We start from the raw sequence: 20,909 nt of genomic DNA, 5'->3' as shown, positions 1-20,909 counted from the left end.
TTTTTTAAGGATAAACGGCGCATACGGCCTCCCGGTCAGATAACAGAATCCGTTCTGTCATGGTGTGTCTGCTCCTGTTTTCCCGAATGCACCCAGTGAGTTAACCACCGGAGTGGTGTCCTCAGTGTGATCCGGTGACGGGATCTCAGCCTGTGCGGCCAGTTTCTGTGTTTCGCCGATAATACCTGCCAGCGGGTTTTCCGTGGTGAATTCCACCGGCCCGGAGGCACTCTGCTTCATGTCATAGAACGGTGAAACCATCCACTGATAGATTCTGCGTTTTTCCAGAAACAGACTGGTATTGGCCTTCATGCCGTTTTGCAGGCTGAGTTCGCGGCCGTCATACGCAATCATCTGTTTTTCCGGGCGGACAATGACTTTGTAGTAGGGGATGGACTGCGGCATCTGACTGACTTTCGGTGCACCGGCGTAGGTCATCATTTCCTGCGGTGAGGCCGGGGTTTTGGAAATCATCTGAATGGAGGCAGCGAACTGGCCGAATTTTTCCGCCGGAAACGCCTCATAGCGGATATTTACAGCATCACCGATGTTCAGATAAGGGAGTGCATCATTGGGTACCCAAAGCACCAGCCAGTACTGACTGATATTTTCCGGCAGGATCTGGAGCAGGGTATCACCCGGATTAACCATCTGCCCGACCGTCACGCCGAGGGAATCCACACGGCCGTCAGTCAGGGCACGGACAATAATTTCGCCGCCGACATCGGTATTGACCATCTCTTTCTGTAACTCATAGCGCTGCAGTTCCATCTGATAAATCCGGTTATCAAATTCCGCAGCCTGAGTCAGGATCTGGCTTTCCAGTGAGGTAATTTGCAGGGCGTTCTGCTCATTCTGACCGCTTAATCCCAGCAGACTGTTTTGCTGGGAATAGTAAGTCACGACCTGATTAAGCAACTGGTCTTTATTAATTAATCCCTGTTTCTGATAGGACCGGTAATTCTCCATATTGTTTTTCATAATGGAGATCCCTTCTTCGGCACGTTTTACAATACCTGCCGAACGTTTGTAGGCATCAATATACAGCGATTTTTGTTTTTCCAGCGCATCCAGGGTATCGCGTTTATTATCTTCCAGCCGGGTGATCATACTATCAACCCGCAGAAGCTGGCCTTCAATTTCCCGGCGCTGATTATCACTGACCACACCGCTGGACGTTGTTTTGCTGACATCGATTATGTAAACCGGATCCCCTTTTTTAATATGCTGGCCTTCACGGACATATTGTTTCGTGACAAACCCCTGAGCATTAGCATAAATAGTAACGGCCCGCGGGAATGTGGTGACTTCACCAGTGGCATTGACCTGCCTGGTGTAAGATCCGAAAATAATAAAAATAAGAAAAACTATCAGGAATACGGAACATGCGGCCATAATTATCCACAGCGGAATTCCGGGCAGCAATAACGCTTTCCCCCGCCATTTCATTTTCCTGTTATCAAGTGCTTCCTGCCGGAACAATATGGACTCCAATCCTTAAAAGAGACAGTTACCCGTTAACATACGTAGCCTGCCTCTGTTTCAAACGGTAATTTTAGTCTCAGGAGATATTTTATCGTATCCGAAATTATACTTAATTACATAAAATAGCCGGTATAACGCTACTGTTCCTGTCTATTATCAGAATTATCGCAGTAAATAACATGATTTGAGTATTTAATATTGTTACGTAAATATTTGGTGTATTATCGTGAACGTAAAATGAGATTTTAATATTCGATGGCGTATTAATACTTGTTCAATTGATGCTCATGTTGTGAATTAAAATAAGAATAATATGTTTTTTCTAAGTGTAATTACATAAAATACGGTGTTTAGTAAGGCAAAATAAATAATCCATTTTTTTTTATGTTCTGAGGGAGTATACTCCGGAACAATTACAGGAATTATATCTTCTCCTGTAAGAACCACTGCGGTTATTAGTTAAAACCCGGTAACGGATATTATCCCGTCAGGGAATTAAAGGAATAAAATTATGAAAGAATTAACAACTCTGGAAATGAATGAAGTTAATGGCGGCCTGTTAGGTCTGGGTCTGGTATTCGGTGGTATCGGTGCTACTATGGGCACTGCTATCGGTGGTATCGTTGATGCAGGTTGTGCTGCAGGCGGCTACAAAACTAACTTCAAAGTATCCGGCGCAATGCTGGGCGGCGGTATCGGTGCAGCTGTAGGCCTGAGCCCGATCCTCGCAACAGCAGGTATCGGTTTTGGCGTGACCAGCATTGTCAGTAATGCAAAAAGCATTAAAGAACAGAAAAAAGTTGCGTAATTAAATACAGTATTATTATGGTTGCTGAAAAGCATATTTATCCGTAATAAATCTGATATATACAAATCCGCCGGATTATTTATGATGGCGGATTTTTTTATAAAAAAATGCCTGCAATATATATTGCAGGCACCTGGTGTTGACTTAAAATAAATAATTTAATTATCTTGTTATATTTTTAAATGCTTCGGTGGTGGCTTTTAGTGCCACTTCTGTCGGTAAACGCTCCATGGAGCTGGCCCCGTAAAAACCGTGGCAGTCCGGGCAGCGATCTAAAATGTATTGTGCATCTTCCGGTGTCGCAATAGGCCCGCCATGACACAATACAATAATATCCGGACGAATCGCTTTTGCTGCTTTCGCCCAGTCATTAATCATCTCAGCACAATCATCCAGCGTAGTCGCTGTTTCTGCCCCGATATTACCGCCGGTGGTCAGACCCATATGCGGCACGAGGATATCCGCACCGGCGTTGGTCATGGCAATGGCATCTTCACGGCTGAAAACATACGGCGTGGTCAGCAGATCTTTTTCGTGAGCTTTGCGGATCATTTCCACTTCCAGCGCATAACCCATCCCGGTTTCTTCCAGATTTGCGCGGAATTTACCGTCGATCAGACCGACTGTCGGGAAGTTTTGTACGCCGGAAAATCCGGTGGCTTTGATATCGTCCAGGAACTTATCAAACTGACAGAACGGGTCGGTGCCGTTAACACCGGCCAGTACCGGGGTGTGTTTGACAACCGGCAACACTTCTTTTGCCATATCCATAACGATTTCATTGGCATTACCGTAAGCCAGCAGACCGGCCAGTGAGCCGCGTCCTGCCATCCGGTAACGGCCGGAGTTATAGATAACGATGAGATCGATACCGCCGGCTTCCTCACATTTTGCTGACAGACCGGTACCGGCACCGCCGCCGATAATCGGTTCACCGCGTGAAATCATGTCATTGAATTTTTTCAGTAATGCGTCACGGGAAAGTGGCATCTTGTGTCTCCTTATTTCGCCCGTAATTGCTGGTGTTGGTTAATGACAAAACGGGTAAATTCCGGGTCATTAATATGATACGGGCATTTGCGTAAAATTCGTTTTTCTGTTTGTTTATAATGTGTTTCGAACGCCTCAATAAAGGCGCGGTCAGCTTCCGGTGACCAGAAAGGCATACCTTCAGCGTCGAGAGCGGAGAAACCGCCTTCCGGAATGATAAAAATGACATCACCGTGACACTGGTTCAGTTTTTCTGCTATCCAGCGCCCCATCTGTGCATTTTCTTCCGGGGTGGTACGCATCAGGGTGACCTGGGCGTTGTGATGATAAAACTGACGATCAGCATATTTTTCCGGAACCGTGGACGGGCGGCCGAAATTGACCATGTCCAGTGCGCCGCAGGAGGCGATATACGGTGTTTGTGAGCGGGCTGCCGCACCGAAACGATCGTCATCACAGGCCAGTACGCCGCCGAAAAGATAGTCACACACTTCCGTGGTGGTCAGGTCAAGGACACTGTCGAACTGATGATCATCCGTCAGTTTTTCCATAGCTTTACCGCCGCTGCCGGTCGCGTGAAAGACCAGACAATCGTAATCCGCTTCCAGTTCTTTGCTGATTTGCTGAATACACGGGGTGGTGACGCCGAACATCGTCAGGGCAACGGCAGGTTTATCAGTTACCTGCTCTTCCTGACAGAAGTAAACCGCCCCGGCAATCTGATTAGCCGCATTACGGAGAACTTTACGTGAAATTCGGTTCAGGCCGGAGACATCAGTGACAGAGTAGAGCATGGCAATATCGCTTGCGCCGATATAGCCGGAAATATCACCGGAGGCCATGGTGGAAACCATGAGTTTGGGGATGCCGACAGGCAGGGATTGCATTGCTGGTGTAATCAGTGCCGTTCCACCGGATCCGCCCAAACCGAGAAGTGCTGCAATATCATTTTGTTTTGCAAGGAAATGCTCAAAGGCGACAGCCATGGCCGCAATCGCACGGCCGCGGTCGCCGCAGAAAACCGCGCTTTCGCCGTCAGGGTGACAGGCAGCGACGTCGCGGGCGCAGACATCCGCTTCCCGGGTCAGCTGACCGGGTTTTGTGGTTAAATCCACAGTCCGTACTGCCAGGCCGGTGCGCTGAATCAGCTCACTGACATAAAAAATCTCATCACTTTTGGTATCAAGCGTTGTGGCGATATAGACAGCGCCTTTATTGCTGTTCATGGTTAACCTCAAAGGGATATCGGATGTCTGATAACGCATCATAACCATAATGAGACTGTAGTATCATTTTGTTTGCCCGATTTTGAGACATCCATCTCAATTTGTCTACATTTAAATCATTTTTTTGACAAAAAAACAGCATTAGGGTGTTGCCGGCAGGGATGTTGTGTAAGATAGCCGCGAAAAATTCACAGAAATCATGAAAGGAAAATCAGTTATGGCCTGTACTGATGACGGAACACCTTACTCCGGCACGCGTAAGCGGACATTTAATCTGCTGGTTAATACCGCGCTGACCCTGTTTGAACAGGGCGCGATTCCGTCAGTCTCTGAACTGGCGGCGGAGGCCGGGGTGTCACGGGCAACGGCTTACCGCTATTTTCCGACACAAAGTGATTTAATCGCCGCGACAGTCGATGCCAGCCTCGGGCCGATTCTGACCTGGCGCTCTGACAGTCCGGAAACCCGTGACCGGATGGAGCAGTTGCTGGCGTTTGCCTACCCGCAGATGTTCCGCCACGAAGGCGCACTGCGTGCAGCACTGTATGTGTCATTGCAGCAGTGGGCGCAGGATCGTTCGGCATCGGCCAAATCGCAGATTAATGAAGAGAAAAAACTGGTCAGAGGCCACCGTAAGGCGATTCTGGCCAATGTCACGGAGCCGCTGAAAGCGCATGTCGATCAGGAAACACTGGATAAAGTGGTCCGTGCATTCTCGCTGGTGTACGGCTCGGAAGTGTTCCTGGTGATGAAAGATATCTGGAAGATGAATGACGGTGAAGTCATTGATATTACACAGTGGATGGCAAAAGCGATTCTGAATCAGGCGATGGCGGACAGCCGGGCGCAGCAGGACGAACAGCCGTAATAACGGCTGTTATAATGTCTTGCGGAAGTAAATACGTTCATGTACCCGGGGATAGGACTCCGGTGTCAGCACTTCCTCAAAACCCATTTTCAGATAAAAAGGGCGCGCCCGGAAACTGAAAGTATCCACCCGGGCAAATTTTGCACCACGCTCACGGGCGCACTCCTGCGCCTGACAAATTAACGCTGTACCGATACGTTGCCCGCGCAGGCCATTCTGCACCACACTGATCTCCGCCTCTGATGGCGAGAAGGTTACCCGCATAATTATATCCTCTGTAATTAATTTGCTCCGGTGATAAACTGATTTTCTGTACCGGCAACCGGCTGAAATAATAACAATATGAATATTATCAAAACAGCAGCGGGAATTTCAGCCTGTTTCGCCACCGGGTCAGGGCTGGCATATCTGAATGTGCCGATGGCACTGATGTTCGGTCCCATCATTCTGATTATTATTGTGCACCGTTTCAATGTTTCGCTCACTATCCCCGGGGGAACATTAACCTTTGTTCAGATGGTACTCGGGACATCCGTCGGGCTGATGTTTACCCGTGTCGATCTCAGTCAGTTTGATAATCTTTTGCTGATTATGCTCACGATGGTGTCGTGTCTGGCCGTGCAGTTTACGGTCAGTTTTCTCTGGTTCCGCAAACGGGTGGGGTGGTCAGTTCAGGAATCGCTGCTGGGTGCGGTACCCGGGGCAATGGCGGCGATTCTGGCGCTGACAGATCATACCGGTACGCCGCCGCAGAAGGTGGTGATTTCGCATACTATCCGCCTGATCATCCTGATTATGCTGGCGGGTGTGGTGGTCGGCAGTGATCATCCTGTCCTGCCGCCTGCGGATATTCCGCCGCAGAGTCTGGTGTCTGTACTGTGGCTGCTGGTGATTGCGGTGTGCGGGTATCTGTCCGGCAAAGTGCTGGAAAAAATCAATGTTCCCGCCCCGTTTATGCTGACGTCACTGGGTGCGGCGATCGCCGTGCAGAGCATGGTGAGTACTTACATTGTTTTCCCGCTGCCGCTGAATGATATCAGTATGACGCTGATTGGCATGTATATCGGGCTTTATTTTGTGCTGTTTCCGCTGAGGTCACTGCTGCGTAATATGGTGATTTCCGCACAGGTGGTACTGATCAATATTATGCTGACCGCGCTGATTGCATTCGGTGCTTCTCACCTGACCGGATTCCCCTTCCCGGTACTGCTGCTTTCCTGGGCGCCGGGCAGTATGGAAGCGATGACATTTGCTGCGATTACCATGGGTATTGATGCGGGTTTTGTGATGCTTAACCATATTCTCCGCATGCTGATTATTCAGAGTGTGCCGTCAGTGGTGCTGTATATTCAGGAACGGCGGAGTAAATAATTAAGCGTAGTAAGTCATTACTCCGCTTTTTTCACGGTCAGCCGCAGGGAATAAACCGGATCAGAACTTCCGCACATAGTGCCGTAAGCTGCGCCTTTGATCTTTATACGGACGTTGCCGCGCTCAGGCGGTATTCCCTGCAAACGGGCGGCGATCAGCGGGCGCTGACCGGCTTTCATCACCCGTGTCTGCCACTCCTCTTTGGTGATAAGCGGAAGCCATTCACCGGCCTCATTTTCTGACATCAGCGTGACTGTCATCCAGTCCGGTTTATCACTGACATAAAACGGGATCATCCCTGTATTCCGTGCGATTTCAATGGTCTGATCATACGGGCGGCCGGTTACCGCATCCGGCAGCGGAATTTTTGTCACTGACTCTGACGGCGTAAACAGGGCCATACTGCCGCACATGGCACCATAAAATACCCCGCAGCCGCTTAACATCCCGCACAGCAGCAGTACAGACAGTCCCCTGACAAACAAATAAGCCGGACGCACTATTGTTTCTTCCCTGATATTCAGACAGAAAATATATCAGTCAGTATAAAAAAAGTGCACGGTAAAAACTGTGTCCGGTGTCAGCCGGGACAGAAAATCACACAATATGTACTGGTTAATACGAATCAGTCTTGTTAGACTTTAAATGTGTACTATGCAGTACATTTTATAGATGTCTGTTAACTGTGTGAGGAGCAATAATTCAATGACAGAGAAAGCGCAGGACCCGTCAAGACGGTCTTTCCTGAAAAATGCCGGTCTTGGTACTGCGGGGCTGGCGGCAGGTGTACTCGGCAGCCATTCTGCATTAGCGGGCGGCAATGCCGTGCTGGCGGGGGCTGATGATAAAAATAAACGTTATATCAAAACCGATAAGCGTAATAAGCTGATTTATAACGGCTATCTTATCACTATGGATGAAAAATACGGTGATATTCCGGACGGTGCAGTGCTGGTTGACGGTGATAAGATTGTCGATATCGGCCCGGTGTCTAAATTTGCCGGGGTTGATGCGGAGCTGATTGATGCCGACGGCGGGATTATTCTGCCGGGGATTATCGACAGTCACCGTCACACCTGGATGTCACTGCTGCGCGGGATCTCCGCAGATATGTCACTGGCCGGATTCCTCGGTTCCACCTTCTACGGTATCGGCTCGGTCATGGAGCCGGAAGATATCCGCATGGCGGCGCTGGTGGGATCAGTGGAGGCACTGAACGCCGGGGTGACGACCATTCTTGACTGTTGTGACTGTGTTAACTCACCGGATCATGCACCGGCAGCGATTGAATCCCTGCGCGCCTCCGGTATCCGCAGTATCTATGCCTATGGTATGCAGGCGTATGATTATAAAGGCAGTAACCGCTTCCGCAGCCATCAGCAGCGTCTGGATGTGATGAAAAATATCCATCAGCACTATTACGGTCACAGTAATAAAAGCCTCAACCAGATGGGGGTTCTGCTGAGTGATTTCGGTACGATCCCGTTTGCTGATACCGCGAAAGAGATTGAGCTGGCCAATGAACTGGGGATTTTTGTGGCGTCCCATACCGGGGCGGCAGAAAAATCGATTCTTCTGAAAGGGTTACATGAGCTGAAACACAATAATCTGCTTAAGCCCGGCCATCTCCATATCCATTGTACTTCTCTCGATAACAGTGAATGGAAGATCCTGAAAGAGACCGGCGGCAAAGTTTCTATCGCACCGGAAACCGAAATGCAGATGGGGATGGGGCGTCCGCCGTTCCGCGCCAGCATTGACCACGGTTTTAAACCCGGACTGAGCAGTGACATTGTGTGTGTCGGCTCCGGTGATCTGTTCTCACAGATGCGTCTGGGTCTTCAGTTCCAGCGTTGTATGGATAATGAAGCGGAAGCAAACCGCACCGGCAAAACCACCACTAAGATTGACCTGAGTGTGCGCGATGCGCTGACCTGGGCAACACACGGCAGTGCGGAAGCGATGGGGATGGAGAAAGAAATCGGTTCCATCAGCAAAGGTAAAAAAGCAGATATTATTATCGTTTCCCAGAAAGAGGCGTTTGTGCCGTCGAGTTATCCGGCGGGATCAGTGGTACTGCAAACCACTGCGTCCGGGGTGGATACCGTTATCGTCAACGGGGATGTGAAAAAACGTTTTGGTCAGCTGACACAGCAGAATACCGATAAAATCCGTTCTGATGCGACGGAAGCACTGCACCGTATTCAGAAAGCGGCGAAAAAGCTGCCGGAACAGACAGCAGCAGAAGTGGCTGCATTCTTCGATACCGCACAGGAACAGGCGCGTGAGAATTTCTCAGCCGGTTACCGCTATAAAAAATAATTGACCGTCAGTGTGAGAAGCACAAAAAAACCGCCTCTTTTTACGGAGGCGGTTTTGCATTCATCGGAAAATTACTGCTCTTCCGGCAGAATAAACATACCGTAAGGGTGGATTTGCAGGAACAGGCTGTCGCCGACAGACGGCTGTAATTGTGTGGCGTTAATCTGTAACAGCATAGATTGTCCGTGCCAGTCGACGGTCACCTCATACTGCGGCCCCATATATGCCACGTGAGATACGGTACAGCGCTGGCTCTCATCACCCTGTAAACTGAGAGTAATGGCTTCCGGACGCACGCCCACGGTGACATTGGTTTTTTCCGTGACAAACTGCGGCGGACGCGGCAGGCGATAGCTGAAAATCTCAACGGCATCACCGGTCAGTGTGGCCGGGAAGATATTGGCGTCACCCATAAAGCTTGCCATAAATTTTGAGGCCGGCTGACGGTACAACTCCTGCGGTGAGCCCAGCTGCATGATTTTCCCCTTATTCATCACCAGCACCATATCCGAGACCGCAAAGGCCTCGCTCTGATCGTGGGTCACATACAGGGACGTGATATTGAACTGCTGCTGCAATTCACGGATTTTTTCCCGCATGCTGCGGCGCAGGTTGGCGTCGAGGTTACTCAGCGGCTCATCAAATAACAGCACTTTCGGTTTGAGGATCAGCGCACGGGCCAGGGCGACGCGCTGCTGCTGTCCGCCGGAGATCTGATCGACAAAGCGATCGCCGAACCCGGCCAGATCCACCAGTTCCAGCGCCTCTTCCACGCGCTCTTTAATTTCTGCCTTCGGGCGTCCCAGCATTTTCAGCCCGTAGCCGACGTTATCGCCGAGGGACATATGCGGGAACAGCGCGTAAGACTGGAACACCATACAGATATCACGCTGCTGGATGGAACGGTCTGTGACATCTTCGCCATCGATAAACATTTTGCCTTCGGTCGGCTTTTCCAGCCCGGCCACCAGACGCAGCACGGTAGTTTTCCCGCAGCCGGACGGACCGAGCAGGGTGACCATACTGCCCGCCGGAATAGAAAGACTTAAATCGTCGATGACCGTATTGGTGCCAAAGCGTTTAGTCACATTTTTTAATTCAACAAAACTTTGTTGTGTCATGTCGGTTACCCCATGATTACTGTGCATTTTTGGCTTTGGAACGTGAAACACGGGCTTCGCCAATCAAAAAGTCGAACAGGAAAATAATCGCCAGCATCACGACGATCAGGATTGAGCCATAGGCAATCGCCACACCGTACTCGCCGTCTTCTACGCGGTTCAGAATATAGGCGGTGGCCACACGGGTATCCGGTGTCACGAGGAACACAATGGCACTGACCGTGGTGATGGCGCGGACAAAGCTGTAAATCAGCGCAGACAGGATCGCCGGACGCAGCAGCGGCAGCAGGATGTGGAAAATCGTCCGCATTGAACCGGCACGCAGGCTGAGTGACGCCTCGTCGAGGGATTTGTCGATTTGTCCCAGACCGGCGATACCGGCGCGGATACCGACCGGCACATTTCGCATCGTCATGGAGATAATCACGATTGCCGCGGTTCCGGTTAAATAGAACGGGGAATCGTTAAAGGCGAGGATGTAAGACACACCCGCCACCGTACCCGGCACTGCGAAGCAGAGCATCGTGGTAAATTCGATGGTCTTTTTGCCGCGGAATTCCTGGCGCACCACAATGTAGGCGATCAGCAGACCGAGCACGGCAGTGATCGGTGCGGCGATCCCGGCGTAGAGCAGGGTGTCGAGCAGTGAAGGCCATGCGCCGTCATTCATGCCCTGACCGAACAGCTTGATAAAGTTATCCAGGGTTAAGGTGTAATCCACGCCCCAGTTCACGGTGAAACTGCCGTAGAAAATACTGCCGTACAGTACCAGGTTGAAGATGACCCAGATAGCGAGGAAAGTGGTAACAAAAGCGACCAGCGCGGCAGGCAGCGGCTGGACATCCCCGCGGTACGATTTACCGGACACCGTGACATAAGAGCGTTTACCGATCCACATATACTGCACACAGAACACCAGCAGCGAGAAGACCAGCAGGGACGCACCGAGGGTACTGGCGGCCTGATAATCGAGCTGGGAACCGGTGATATAGAAATAGATCTGGGTGGCGAGCACGTCAAAGTTACCGCCGAGTACCAGCGGGTTACTGAAGTCTGCCAGGGATTGTACAATCACGATCAGGAATGCGTTGGCCAGCGCCGGTTTCAGCAGCGGCATAAAGACATTAAAGAACGTCTGGAAACGATTGGCACGCAGGGTGTAAGACGCTTCTTCCAGCGACGGGTGAATGGTTTTGATGGCACCGTCGAGGATCATAAAGGACATCGGGGTAAAGGCGAGCACCTGTGCCAGCCAGATCCCGGTAAAGCCGTACAGCCAGTTGGTGTTTTCCAGCCCCGCATAGGCAGCGAGGAATTCGGTCACATAACCGGAACGCCCCATCATCAGGGTGACACCCAGGCCGACAATAAACGGCGGAGTGACAATCGGCAGGATGGAGAACACGCGGCCGATAACCGCCGAGCGTTTTGCGATACGGCTGGTATAAATCGCCAGAATCAGTCCGAAGAACGTACAGCCCGCACCCACCGCCAGCGAAAGCATCACGGAGTTCCAGATGACCTGCACAATATGGGACTGTGTGAGAATCGACACAAACGCAAACGGTGCAAAATCCCCGTTATTGTCGGTGAACATCGGAATAAAAATCGCGACACTCGGGAACACAATAAACAGCGCAATCAGCCCGACCACCGCAATCAGCGAGCCGATAACAAACTGGTCACCGCCCAGCCATTCCAGGCGCTTAAGGGCGAGTGTCATAATCATGCCGAGTGAGATAAACAGCACGATAGCGGAATAGCCCAGGCCTTTTCCTTCCCATACAGCGCTGACAACCGCCACCACCGCCGTCAGAACGGCAACAGCGATATCGGTATAGTGACGTCCCCGCTGGTCGCGGGATGCCGGTGTCAGCGAACGGAAAAACAGCACTGACGGCAGAAGATACCAGAGCCAGCTGACATTCAGCCCGTTCCAGCCGTAAGCGGCAAAAATTTCATCTGGTGTGGAGTCGGTTAAACCATAATCAAGGCTCCAGGACGGCAGCAGGGCAAAGCCCAGCCACGCGATCAGCAGCCATAAGAAGATGGAATCCCGTCCCTGTTTTGAAGACAGAGTCAGGGTCTGAGACATAAAGACACTCCCTTGCTCATTCTCATCCGGGCGAATGAGTCAGAACAATATAATAATTATAATTAAAATAACGCCGCGCGGCAGGACACCGCGCGGCGGACAACATTACTTACTCATTTTGACTTCGGTGACCCACTTGTTGATCAGATTCTTACGGGTATCTGCATCGCCGTATTTATCCATATCGTAGTTGATCAGTTTCAGATCAGAGAGTTTCAGTGACATCGGCGAGGATTCCGCCGTGGTATTGGTCAGGATCTGGTAAGATTTACCCTCTTTCCAGCTGATTTCCTGGGCTTCTTTGGACAGTACGAAATCAACGAACAGTTTGGCGTTGTCCATATTGCGGGCATTTTTCAGGATACTGATGCCGCCGATCTCATAACCGGTGCCTTCACACGGTGAAATTAACTCCAGCGGCGCGCCGTTTTCCACTTCCAGAGAATAGTCGTGCAGGAAACCGATACCGATAGCGGATTCACCACGGGCGGCGTTACGCGCCGGGGCAATACCGGATTTGGTGTACTGGGAGATATTACTGTTGAGTTTTTTCAGGTAATCGAATGCCTGATCGGTGCCCCACAGCTGGTCAAATGTCGCCAGCGCGGTGTAAGCAGTTCCGGAGCTCTGCGGGTCAGCAATCTGGATTTCGCCTTTATATTCCGGCTTGGTCAGATCTTTCCAGCAGGTCGGGATTGGCAGGCCTTTCTCTTTCAGACGGTCTTTGTTCACACCGAAACCTAAGATGCCGACATAAACCGCAGAGGAGTAGTTGCCTTTGCGTTTGGCCGGGTCGCGGAACTGCGGCATGATCTGATCTAAATTCGGGGATTTGTACGCTTCCAGCAGATCCATCTCACCCGCCTGTGAATGCGGATCTAATGTGCCGCCGTACCAGACGTCAGCCTGCGGGTTGCGTTTTTCAGCTTCGATTTTGGCCAGGGTGCTGCCGGAACCGTTACGGACAAATGTGGTTTTCACATCATATTTTTTGGCGAAAGCCTGTGTTTCCGCTTCACACATGGCGTTGGTCGCACTGCAGTAAACCACCAGACGACCGGCGGCATTTGCGGATGTGGTAACAGCAGCCAGCGATAAACCGGCAGCGGCGAGAGCAGAGAGAGTCTTGAGTTTCATTATAAGTTTATTCCTTATTGTAGGGTTCTGTCACCGGAGAGTGAAACAGAGCCTGCCAGATGTTCCCGCTTGCTGACATTGGCTATCAGCAGCGGCATCAGCAGTAATCCCGTCAGTGCCGCGGCACTGGTCAGCAGGGTAAACATGCCCTGCCAGCCGTAATGTGCCATGACCTGCGCGAGCGGCCACCCGGCCATTGCCGCCCCTAAGTAGGCGTAAAGACCCAGGTAACCCGTTACCGTACCGGCGGCTTTTTTATGGCAATATTCTGTCGCCGCCAGTCCGATTAACATTTGCGGCCCGAATACAAAGAAGCCGGTACTGAAGAAACACACCGCCAGCAGTCCGTAATGATGAATCGGTATTAACCACAGGGCGCTGACAGCAATAAACAGGCCGAGGGAAAACAGCAGAATCATCGGGGCGCGCTGACCACGGAATAAAATATCCGATCCCCAGCCCGCACAGACCGCACCCAGCAAACCACCCAGTTCAAACAGTGACAGCGTCGCGTTGGCACTGAGCAGATTGCTGCCGTGTGTTTCGGATAACCACAGGTTTCCCCAGTCATTGATCGCCATCCGGATGAGATAAACGAGAATGTAGGAAAAACCGAGTAACCAGATCATCCGGTTACATAAAATTGTCTCTTTCAGGATCACCCGCATCGGCAGCGGCGGGGATAACTGCTCCTGACGCAGCTCTGACGGGTCATGCCGCCATTGTCCGACAGACGGTAATCCTTCCTCCTGCGGCGTGCCGTGCAACCGGCCGCACAGCCACAGGCCGGTGACCATCCCGATAATACCGGGAACTATCAGGGCAGTCTGCCAGCTGTAACGGGTCGCCAGCCAGGCGGTCAGCAGCGGCAGGGTAATACCGCTGAGATTGATGGAGATATTCCATAATCCCCACCAGAAGCCGCGTTCGTTGCGTGAATACCAGTGTGTCAGAATGCGGGCACACGGCGGCCAGCCCCAGCCCTGAAAAAATCCGTTCAGTGTCCAGACAATCAGCAGAGCAGGGAATGACAGGCACCAGGCGAACACAATATTCAGCACACCGGTCATAAACAGTCCGGCCCCCATAAACCAGCGGTAACCGGTGATATCATGGAAAATACCCGATACAAATTTTGACAGACCGTAGCTCAGATAAAACGCGGTCGCTATCAGACCGATATCACTTTTATCGAGATGCAGTTCGGTCTGCATCACCGGCATCACAAAGTTGAAGCTCTTCCGGGTCAGATAAAACGTGGCGTAACCGATTATCATCGATAGCATCAGTTTGTTGCGCCAGAATTGATAGGTTTTATCCATGGTTTCGGTCTGTTTTCCGGCCATTATGTTATTTTCCGTTCCGGCTGCAAATGTAATCAATCTGTCAACAAAAAGGATGAGAGAAGGTAGTAGATGACTAAGAATAAGTCTTAGTTTTCGTGATTTTCATCAGAAAATGTGGGCAGGTTAACAATAATCCGGGTTCCGCCGGCGGTGGTCAGTGTCCAGTCACCGCCGAGCGCCCGGACACGCTCCTCAATACCGCGCAGACCAAAGCCACCGCGGCGTTTGCTCTCCGGGATACCGATGCCGTTATCAGAGACATGAAGCTGTATCGTGTCACGTTGCTGTTTCAGGATGATGAGGATATGGGTGGCACCGGCATGCTTACTGATATTATTTAACAATTCCTGCACCAGCCGGTACAGAGTGAACAGCACCGTTTCATTTTCCGGCTGTTGTTCCAGTTCGTAATGAAACTCACACTGAATACCGTTTTCGCCGAAAGCAAATTCCGTAATCAGATGGCGCAGTGCATTTTCGAGAGACATTTCACTGAGTACCGGCGGGCGCAGTTCACGCAGCAGCTGGCGGGTGGACTGGTGAATTTTCTGTGCCAGGTCATTGATTTGTGCTGCCGCACGGCTGCTTTGCGGATCTGGTGCGGTTTTTCTGACCAGCATCGACTGGATCTGAATTGCCGTGATGTTCTGGCCGATTTCATCATGCAGCTCACGGGCAATGGCTTTTTTGACATCCTCTTCCGTGTGCACCAGTTGCTGCATCAGATCCCGCCGTGCCTGTAACTCCTGCTCCAGCCGTTCGCGGTAGCGCTGTAAATTACGTGACAACTGCTGCTGACGGCTGATGGCAATCCCGAGGCCGATACCAATCAGCGCCTGGGTGCTCATAAACATCTGTAATTCCTGCAAATCAGCAAATGCGCCGTTAAACTGGCGGGCAAAAGTGATAATCAGACTGCCGAGCAGAGCGGAGAGCACACCGCCCTGCCAGCCGTAGCGGTATGCCATAAAGACATTGGGGATAAAGACCAGCAGCACCAGCAGGCGCTCAATTTCCGGGGTAAAAAAGATCTGGGCGCTGAGCCCGGCCAGGCAAAACAGAAAACACCACATCAGTAATGAGGTGCGCAGCTGCGGATCAGGTGTGCCGTAATCCAGGATCAGGCGGAAATGCTGTTCATGGAGGTATTCATAGATCAGATAGACGAACGGGGTCAGCAGAATACCGCCGGTCAGCGTGGTGAGGAAAATCTGGCTGACGCTCAGCGGGGTCAGCAGGCTGAACACCAGGGTGTGCAGCAGACTGTTGATACCGACACCGGCGATCAGCAGTAACAGCCGCTGCCAGTAAAGGGTGTAGCGCCACCAGGTGGTCTGGATAATAAAGGCGCTGATAAGGCTCAGCAGCGGCGACAGCAGGATCACCGGCTGCGACAGCAACTGTTCCTGCGCCAGCCAGATATTCAGCAGCAGCTCCGCCAGCAACAGGCTCGGCCAGAAACGCCGCCACAGCAGGATCATCAGCGCCAGCCGCAAGCCTTCCGGCAGAAAAAACGCGGATAACACACTGTTCTGACTGAGATAAAAACCGATGATCCACAGACCTATCCAGGTCAGTGAATAGGTAAACAGCAGAAACACCGACTGTAACAGCAGACGAGCGCCGCGCCTCATGGCTTATTGCCCTGCGATCAGGTGATGCGCCAGGGCAAAATGAACCAGATCAATTGTGTTTTCACACTGAAGTTTACCCAGCACATTGGCGCGGTGGACATGCACGGTTTTATGGCTGAGCGCCAGTTTATCCGCAATAGCCCGCACACTAATCCCGGCCACCAGCAGATCAAATACCTCACGCTCACGCGGGGTCAGTTCTTCCAGCGCACGGTTTTCCGGTGGTGACTGGCGCAGTGCGCGCATGGCATCCGCACACAGATAGCAGCCGCCCTGATGCACGGAACGCACCGCCTGCACCAGTTCTTCCGGGCCGCAGCGCTTGGTGAGATAAGCACCGGCACCGGCATCCAGCGCACTCTGCACAAAGGCGGGGGTATCATAAATACTGAGGATAATGGTACGGAACGTGGTTTTGCGCCCGCGCAGACGGGCGAGCAGCTGTAATCCGTTTTCATCCGGCATGGAAATATCCATGATCACCACATCAATATCCGGACGGCTCAGTTCAGGCCAGGCTTCCGCTGCACTGGCATATTGTCCGGCGATAGTGATATCCGGCTCCAGTGTCAGGAGCTGAGCGAAACCGGATCGCACAACTATATGGTCATCGATGAGCACTATTTTTATCATGTCCGGACAGCGTATTATCAGCAGAGAGGGATCAATTATTGACAGAGGTTATATCAATATAGCGGGTGATAATCGAGGATATTCATACAGAAATCCGCTCTCCGGCTGTTTTTTTACCGCTTAACCGATTCGGTTGCAGGGAAATTATTTCACATAAGCAAGCAACGGCAGTGAATCACGTGCCAGTGCGGTGCATTTGTAGTTTTCCGGCAGCTTTATCTGTTTGATGTCGAAATAGTTCTCTTTATTCATTGCCGCCATCTGCCGGGTATCATAATTGCTCATATCCCAGCGGTTACTTTTGGCAAACAGTAAGATCGCTTTTTCGATACGGGAATTCGGCAGATCTTCATAACCGCAATCATTTTTCAGATAAATAAAAACCGCAGTCAGTCCGGCGAGGTCCTCAGCCTGTGACGGCGTCAGCGCTTTCGCGGGAAGGGAAAGCAGCAGGACACAGCTGAATAAAGCGTGAAAGAATAGTTTCATAGTGAGTAGTTTACCGGTATCGCCTGTCAGTTTATGTGAAGATTTTAATAGTTTTGTCGCAGATTGCATCCGCTGACTAAAGAGATGTAAAGACCTTATTCCCGCAAAGGTAATACATTGACCTTGCCCTTAGGGCAGGGTTTAGCCTGCGCTATAACAGAACCCAATCATTTTGTCATAGCATATCACCACTGATGATAAAGGAAGCATATCATGCAACGACGCGATTTTTTGAAATATAGCGCATTCTTAGGTGCTGCCACGATGCTGCCGGCATGGAGCCGGTTTGCCTTTGCGGCGCAGGAACGTCCGGCACTCGGCATTCCGCCGCTGTTAACGGCGGATAATGCACAAAAAATCACCCTGAATATTCAGCAGGGGCAGATGGTGTTTATTCCCGGAAAAACCACCCAAACCTGGGGATATAACGGCGACCTGCTGGGCCCGGCGCTGAAACTGCGGCGCGGTAAGCCGGTTACGGTGGATATCGTCAATAAATTGCCGGAAGCGACAACCGTCCACTGGCACGGCCTGGAAATCAGTGGTGAACAGGATGGCGGCCCGCAGGCCATTATCGCCCCGGGCAGTACCCGTACGGTCAGTTTCACGCCGGATCAGCCGGAAGCCACCTGCTGGTTCCACCCGCACACCCACGGCAAAACCGGCCATCAGGTCGCAATGGGACTGGCCGGACTGGTGCTGATTGAAGATGATAATACCGCATCAACCGGCCTGCCGGGTGAGTGGGGAACGGATGATATCCCGGTGGTCTTGCAGGATAAGCGCCTGACCGCAGACGGTAAAATTGATTATCAGCTGGATGTGATGTCCGCCGCAGTCGGCTGGTTTGGTGACACCATGCTGACCAACGGTGCGGTTTACCCGCAGCATATGGCACCGCGCGGCTGGCTGCGCCTGCGTCTGCTCAACGGCTGTAATGCCCGCAGTCTGCGGATGGCGGCCGGTGACGGACGTCCGCTGTATGTGATCGGCAGTGACGGCGGCCTGCTGGCCGAACCGGTAAAAGTGCAGGAACTGCCGATGCTGCCGGGAGAACGTTTTGAAGTGCTGGTGGATACATCAGACGGAAAAGTCTTTGATATTGTCACCTTACCGGTACGTCAGATGGGAATGACGCTGGCACCGTTTGATGAGGCGCTGCCGGTGCTGTCCATCCGTCCGACACTCGATGCCGCGCGCGGCAAACTGCCGGATGTGCTGGCGGCGATGCCGGCTCTGATCGATACCTCCCGCCTGCCGGTACGTGAATTTCGTCTGATGATGGATATGCGCCTTGATATGCAGGGCATGATGATGCTGACCGATAAATACGGCCCGCAGGCGATGGCCGGAATGGGCATGCACGGCAACATGGGCGGCGGCCATATGAGCGGCGGACATATGGGCGGAATGAAAGGAATGAGCCGTGGTATGCACAACGGCGGCGGTCACTGCGGCTCCGGCGATGTTGATCTGATGAACGCCAACAGTATCAACGGTATTCCGTTCTCCATGACGGAAAGCGCATTTGATGTGAGGCAGGGACAGGCGGAGCGCTGGGTTATCTCCGGCGTCGGCGACATGATGCTGCACCCGTTCCATATCCACGGCACCCGTTTCCGTATTCTCAGTGAGGGCGGACGTACACCGGCGGCTCACCGGCAGGGCTGGAAAGATATGGTCAGGATCGAGGGCAATGTCAGCGAAGTACTGGTGAAATTTGACCATCCGGCCACTAATGCGCATCCGTTTATGGCGCACTGTCACCTGCTGGAACATGAAGATACCGGTATGATGACGGGCTTTACTGTCACGGCCTGAATATAAAATTACCCGGTGACAATCCGCGTCAGTCATGGCGCGGATACTGTTTATCTGTCCGTGGTATGCTAAACTAACGCGCTTTCTGACCGGTATTAAACCGGGTTTAATGCCGAACCACTGAAACAGCGTACCGTTGACGACAAAAATCATGAAGAAACACACCTTAGATACAATGATCTCCGAAGCTGAGATCCAGCAGCGCGTTGCCGATCTCGGCAGCGAAATTTCCGCACACTATCGTCACAGCAACAAAGAGCTGGTCTTAGTCGGGTTACTGAAAGGATCTTTTATTTTTATGGCTGACCTGTGCCGTAAAATTGATGTTCCTCATGAAGTCGATTTTATGACGGTATCCAGTTACGGCAGCGGCACCTCGTCCACCCGTGATGTGAAAATTGTCAAAGACCTGGACGAAGATATCCGCGGCAAAGACGTGCTGATCGTGGAAGATATCATTGATTCCGGCAATACATTACACCGTGTACGTGACATTCTGTCTCTGCGCGGCCCGAACTCCGTGGCTATCTGCACTCTGCTGGATAAACCGTCCCGCCGTGAGGTGGATGTTCCGGTTAACTGGGTCGGCTACGCAATTGAAGACAAATTTGTGGTGGGTTACGGCATCGACTACGCCCAGAGCTACCGCCACCTGCCGTATATCGGTCATGTGACACTGCTGGAAGAGTAATTTTTCCGGTTGTGAATATAAAAACGGCACCTGCGGGTGCCGTTTGCTTTTACAGTGATCAGGACGACGGCATGTTCGAGAGTTTGGCGACGGCCTGGCGGTAAACCAGTTCCATTTTCTCGCGGCTGTCAGAGCTGATATCCAGATCATGCAGCAGACCGTTGTTAATCCCGTAGATCCAGCCGTGGATCATCACACGCTGGCCGCGTTTCCACGCTGCCTGCATAATCGTCGAGTGACCCAGGTTATAGACCTGCTCCACCACGTTCAGTTCACACAGGCGGTTGATGCGATCCTGCGGTGCGAGTTCGCCCAGCAGGGAGCTGTGCTGATACCAGATATCGCGGATATGCAGTAACCAGTTATTGATAAGCCCCAGCTCGGTGCCCTCAATGGCCGCCTGGATACCGCCGCAGTTGTAGTGACCGCAGACGATAATATGTTCAACCTGGAGCACATCCACGGCATACTGGATAACTGACAGGCAGTTCAGATCGGTATGGATGACAAGGTTGGCCACATTACGGTGCACAAACAGATCGCCCGGTGCGGCGTCGATCAGTTTTTCGGCAGGAACACGGCTGTCAGAGCAGCCGATCCAGAGAAAACGGGGCTTTTGAGCCTGTGCTAACTCTTTGAAAAACTCCGGATCTTTTTCATTTACAGATTCGGACCACTGTTTGTTATGCGCAAACAGTTCTTCGATTTTTTTCATCATGACGGATAGCCTGTTGCAGATCCTTTCGCTAGAATCTCTTGTATAAAAAATTTAAATTTTAATAAATTGTTATTAAATAATTTCAGTAAAGAAGACGAATTGTCAAGAACCGATTTCGGTTCGCAGGTATTATTGCGGCTTATATTGCACCCAA

Annotated in this window: 19 protein-coding genes; 6 read left to right on the top strand and 13 right to left on the bottom strand. The window is 51.6% G+C overall.

The genetic code is table 11. From position 1 onward, the window contains the following. Window positions 1-57: 57 nt before the first annotated feature. Complete coding sequence (locus R5268_RS16535) at window positions 58-1,482, bottom strand: HlyD family secretion protein (protein ID WP_181257673.1); 1,425 nt, start codon at window positions 1,480-1,482, stop codon at window positions 58-60. Window positions 1,483-1,996: 514 nt separating this feature from the next. On the opposite strand from R5268_RS16535, the gene R5268_RS16530 reads away from it, so the two are divergent. After that, entirely contained in the window at window positions 1,997-2,293 is a 297-nt protein-coding gene (locus R5268_RS16530) for a hypothetical protein (RefSeq protein WP_107680560.1), read from the top strand. 162 nt (window positions 2,294-2,455) lie between these two features. Here the strand turns inward: R5268_RS16530 and R5268_RS16525 are convergent, their stop codons facing one another. Further along, entirely contained in the window at window positions 2,456-3,283 is an 828-nt protein-coding gene (locus R5268_RS16525) for a phosphoenolpyruvate hydrolase family protein (RefSeq protein ID WP_317419795.1), read from the bottom strand. Between the two features lie 11 nt (window positions 3,284-3,294). After that, complete coding sequence (locus tag R5268_RS16520; protein WP_046895388.1) at window positions 3,295-4,509, bottom strand: Tm-1-like ATP-binding domain-containing protein; 1,215 nt, start codon at window positions 4,507-4,509, stop codon at window positions 3,295-3,297. 217 nt (window positions 4,510-4,726) lie between these two features. Between R5268_RS16520 and R5268_RS16515 the strand changes: the two genes are divergently transcribed. After that, a complete protein-coding gene (locus R5268_RS16515; RefSeq protein ID WP_107680562.1) occupies window positions 4,727-5,377 on the top strand; it encodes a TetR/AcrR family transcriptional regulator in 651 nt (216 codons plus the stop codon). A gap of 9 nt (window positions 5,378-5,386) precedes the next feature. On the opposite strand, the gene R5268_RS16510 is transcribed toward R5268_RS16515, so the two are convergent. After that, window positions 5,387-5,641: a GNAT family N-acetyltransferase gene (locus R5268_RS16510; protein ID WP_317419794.1), complete on the bottom strand. Its 255-nt coding sequence runs from the start codon at window positions 5,639-5,641 to the stop codon at window positions 5,387-5,389. Window positions 5,642-5,719: 78 nt separating this feature from the next. On the opposite strand from R5268_RS16510, the gene R5268_RS16505 reads away from it, so the two are divergent. Further along, window positions 5,720-6,748, top strand: a complete 1,029-nt coding sequence (locus R5268_RS16505; protein WP_054424272.1) for an AbrB family transcriptional regulator — start codon at window positions 5,720-5,722, stop codon at window positions 6,746-6,748. Window positions 6,749-6,765: 17 nt separating this feature from the next. Here R5268_RS16505 and R5268_RS16500 read toward each other — a convergent pair whose 3' ends face one another. Beyond that, window positions 6,766-7,248: a hypothetical protein gene (locus R5268_RS16500; protein ID WP_275902720.1), complete on the bottom strand. Its 483-nt coding sequence runs from the start codon at window positions 7,246-7,248 to the stop codon at window positions 6,766-6,768. Between the two features lie 205 nt (window positions 7,249-7,453). On the opposite strand from R5268_RS16500, the gene R5268_RS16495 reads away from it, so the two are divergent. Then, a complete protein-coding gene (locus R5268_RS16495) occupies window positions 7,454-9,070 on the top strand; it encodes an amidohydrolase family protein (protein WP_182107411.1) in 1,617 nt (538 codons plus the stop codon). Window positions 9,071-9,141: 71 nt separating this feature from the next. Here the strand turns inward: R5268_RS16495 and fbpC are convergent, their stop codons facing one another. From fbpC to R5268_RS16460, 7 genes are all read right to left on the bottom strand, one after another. Beyond that, window positions 9,142-10,191, bottom strand: coding sequence for a ferric ABC transporter ATP-binding protein (gene fbpC, locus R5268_RS16490; RefSeq protein ID WP_317419793.1), 1,050 nt, complete (start codon window positions 10,189-10,191; stop codon window positions 9,142-9,144). Window positions 10,192-10,207: 16 nt separating this feature from the next. Next, window positions 10,208-12,286, bottom strand: a complete 2,079-nt coding sequence (locus tag R5268_RS16485; RefSeq protein WP_218455083.1) for an ABC transporter permease — start codon at window positions 12,284-12,286, stop codon at window positions 10,208-10,210. A gap of 105 nt (window positions 12,287-12,391) precedes the next feature. Beyond that, entirely contained in the window at window positions 12,392-13,423 is a 1,032-nt protein-coding gene (locus R5268_RS16480; protein ID WP_046895382.1) for an ABC transporter substrate-binding protein, read from the bottom strand. Between the two features lie 14 nt (window positions 13,424-13,437). Further along, the gene (uhpC, locus tag R5268_RS16475) at window positions 13,438-14,769 is read right to left on the bottom strand and encodes an MFS transporter family glucose-6-phosphate receptor UhpC (RefSeq protein ID WP_046895381.1); all 1,332 of its coding nucleotides are present in this window, start codon (window positions 14,767-14,769) and stop codon (window positions 13,438-13,440) included. Window positions 14,770-14,855: 86 nt separating this feature from the next. Beyond that, the gene (locus R5268_RS16470; protein ID WP_317419792.1) at window positions 14,856-16,403 is read right to left on the bottom strand and encodes an MASE1 domain-containing protein; all 1,548 of its coding nucleotides are present in this window, start codon (window positions 16,401-16,403) and stop codon (window positions 14,856-14,858) included. 3 nt (window positions 16,404-16,406) lie between these two features. Continuing rightward, window positions 16,407-17,036 carry a response regulator transcription factor gene (locus R5268_RS16465; RefSeq protein ID WP_317419791.1) on the bottom strand — a complete coding sequence of 210 codons (630 nt, stop codon included), beginning with the start codon at window positions 17,034-17,036 and terminating at the stop codon, window positions 16,407-16,409. Between the two features lie 144 nt (window positions 17,037-17,180). Beyond that, entirely contained in the window at window positions 17,181-17,525 is a 345-nt protein-coding gene (locus tag R5268_RS16460) for a YacC family pilotin-like protein (protein ID WP_046895378.1), read from the bottom strand. A 213-nt stretch (window positions 17,526-17,738) separates the two neighbouring features. On the opposite strand from R5268_RS16460, the gene cueO reads away from it, so the two are divergent. After that, window positions 17,739-19,346, top strand: coding sequence for a multicopper oxidase CueO (gene cueO / locus R5268_RS16455; RefSeq protein WP_317419790.1), 1,608 nt, complete (start codon window positions 17,739-17,741; stop codon window positions 19,344-19,346). A gap of 151 nt (window positions 19,347-19,497) precedes the next feature. After that, window positions 19,498-20,037, top strand: coding sequence for a hypoxanthine phosphoribosyltransferase (hpt, locus tag R5268_RS16450; RefSeq protein ID WP_171819759.1), 540 nt, complete (start codon window positions 19,498-19,500; stop codon window positions 20,035-20,037). A gap of 58 nt (window positions 20,038-20,095) precedes the next feature. Here the strand turns inward: hpt and can are convergent, their stop codons facing one another. Beyond that, window positions 20,096-20,755: a carbonate dehydratase gene (gene can, locus R5268_RS16445; protein WP_025154028.1), complete on the bottom strand. Its 660-nt coding sequence runs from the start codon at window positions 20,753-20,755 to the stop codon at window positions 20,096-20,098. Between the last annotated feature and the right edge of the window lie 154 nt (window positions 20,756-20,909).

The sequence above is a fragment of the Morganella sp. BCCO 40_0007 genome, from assembly GCF_032989665.1.
GTDB lineage: Bacteria > Pseudomonadota > Gammaproteobacteria > Enterobacterales > Enterobacteriaceae > Morganella > Morganella sibonii.
Note: the sequence above shows the minus strand (reverse complement) of the source record. Positions and strands in the feature narration are given on the sequence as shown.

What these genes read in the sequence shown, in the direction of transcription:
- R5268_RS16520 (WP_046895388.1), bottom strand. Translation starts at nt 4,509, where the DNA reads ATGAACAGCAATAAAGGCGCTGTCTATATCGCCACAACGCTTGATACC.
- R5268_RS16495 (WP_182107411.1), top strand. Translation starts at nt 7,454, where the DNA reads ATGACAGAGAAAGCGCAGGACCCGTCAAGACGGTCTTTCCTGAAAAAT.
- fbpC (WP_317419793.1), bottom strand. Translation starts at nt 10,191, where the DNA reads ATGACACAACAAAGTTTTGTTGAATTAAAAAATGTGACTAAACGCTTT.
- can (WP_025154028.1), bottom strand. Translation starts at nt 20,755, where the DNA reads ATGATGAAAAAAATCGAAGAACTGTTTGCGCATAACAAACAGTGGTCC.
- R5268_RS16470 (WP_317419792.1), bottom strand. Translation starts at nt 16,403, where the DNA reads ATGAGGCGCGGCGCTCGTCTGCTGTTACAGTCGGTGTTTCTGCTGTTT.
- R5268_RS16530 (WP_107680560.1), top strand. Translation starts at nt 1,997, where the DNA reads ATGAAAGAATTAACAACTCTGGAAATGAATGAAGTTAATGGCGGCCTG.
- R5268_RS16510 (WP_317419794.1), bottom strand. Translation starts at nt 5,641, where the DNA reads ATGCGGGTAACCTTCTCGCCATCAGAGGCGGAGATCAGTGTGGTGCAG.
- R5268_RS16485 (WP_218455083.1), bottom strand. Translation starts at nt 12,286, where the DNA reads ATGTCTCAGACCCTGACTCTGTCTTCAAAACAGGGACGGGATTCCATC.
- R5268_RS16505 (WP_054424272.1), top strand. Translation starts at nt 5,720, where the DNA reads ATGAATATTATCAAAACAGCAGCGGGAATTTCAGCCTGTTTCGCCACC.
- uhpC (WP_046895381.1), bottom strand. Translation starts at nt 14,769, where the DNA reads ATGGCCGGAAAACAGACCGAAACCATGGATAAAACCTATCAATTCTGG.
- cueO (WP_317419790.1), top strand. Translation starts at nt 17,739, where the DNA reads ATGCAACGACGCGATTTTTTGAAATATAGCGCATTCTTAGGTGCTGCC.
- R5268_RS16480 (WP_046895382.1), bottom strand. Translation starts at nt 13,423, where the DNA reads ATGAAACTCAAGACTCTCTCTGCTCTCGCCGCTGCCGGTTTATCGCTG.
- R5268_RS16465 (WP_317419791.1), bottom strand. Translation starts at nt 17,036, where the DNA reads ATGATAAAAATAGTGCTCATCGATGACCATATAGTTGTGCGATCCGGT.
- R5268_RS16460 (WP_046895378.1), bottom strand. Translation starts at nt 17,525, where the DNA reads ATGAAACTATTCTTTCACGCTTTATTCAGCTGTGTCCTGCTGCTTTCC.
- R5268_RS16525 (WP_317419795.1), bottom strand. Translation starts at nt 3,283, where the DNA reads ATGCCACTTTCCCGTGACGCATTACTGAAAAAATTCAATGACATGATT.
- R5268_RS16515 (WP_107680562.1), top strand. Translation starts at nt 4,727, where the DNA reads ATGGCCTGTACTGATGACGGAACACCTTACTCCGGCACGCGTAAGCGG.
- hpt (WP_171819759.1), top strand. Translation starts at nt 19,498, where the DNA reads ATGAAGAAACACACCTTAGATACAATGATCTCCGAAGCTGAGATCCAG.